The organism is Erwinia sp. B116, from assembly GCF_002865965.1.
Classification (GTDB): domain Bacteria; phylum Pseudomonadota; class Gammaproteobacteria; order Enterobacterales; family Enterobacteriaceae; genus Erwinia.
The window spans coordinates 1-837 of sequence record NZ_JRZZ01000103.1; the positions used below are offsets into that span (position 1 = coordinate 1).

The window sequence follows — 837 nt, forward strand, 5'->3', positions numbered from 1 at the left end:
AAAAAGCCTTCGACCAGGGCGTTCCCGACATTATCGAAGATGCTGAAAACTGGCTTTCACCCTTCGTTCGTGCCAGCGCTTCCCGGCAAATGACCCATATCCATGCGCTGACAGAGCAGCTGTCGCTGATTGAGCATCAGCTGAATGCGTGGGCAGCAACGGAGGAGGCCTGTCAACGCATGACGAAAATCCCCGGCGTCGGTCTGCTGACGGCCACGTATCTGGTGGCATCCGTTGGAAACGGCAGGCAGTTCGGTACGGCAAAACAGTTTACAGCCTGGCTGGGCTTAACGCCGCGGGAGCATTCCAGCGGGGGTAAACAACGGCTGGGCCACATCAGTAAGCGCGGGGATGGCTACTTCCGCTATCTTCTGGTTCACGGTGCCCGCGCCGTCGCATCGGTCATTGAACGCCATAAAGAAGAGATGCCGTGGCTTGACGCGCTGCTGAAGCGCAGGCACCACAATGTCGCGGTGGTGGCCCAGGCCAGTAAAACGGCGCGGATAATGTGGTCGATGCTGGTACATGACACAGAGTATCGAACCCCTGCGGTAGCCTGAAGCGAGTTCAGGCCCCGCCGGGGCTCATAACAGAGTACAACGCAGTCCGGAAATTGCTGGTGTAATCAGAGAGATGATAAAACAGGTAAGACCGCAGGTGAGGCAAACCGGTTACACGTAGGGCACTATAGCCCGTAGAGGATGATTGGTTCTCACCTGGCGGATTTCATCATGGTTCGGGGCGTTGAAAGCCCCATCAGAAACCGGATATATGGCTGCATTTACCGATTTTACCTCTTACTGAAAAACGCCTTGTTCAACCGGGAGCGTCCATATA

1 protein-coding gene is annotated in these 837 nt (G+C 55.8%); it reads left to right on the top strand.

The window, feature by feature from the left end; all coding sequences use genetic code 11:
- Positions 1-560 (top strand): IS110 family transposase (locus NV64_RS22735; RefSeq protein ID WP_146005547.1); only part of this gene is annotated, 560 nt, incomplete at its 5' end.
- Between the last annotated feature and the right edge of the window lie 277 nt (positions 561-837).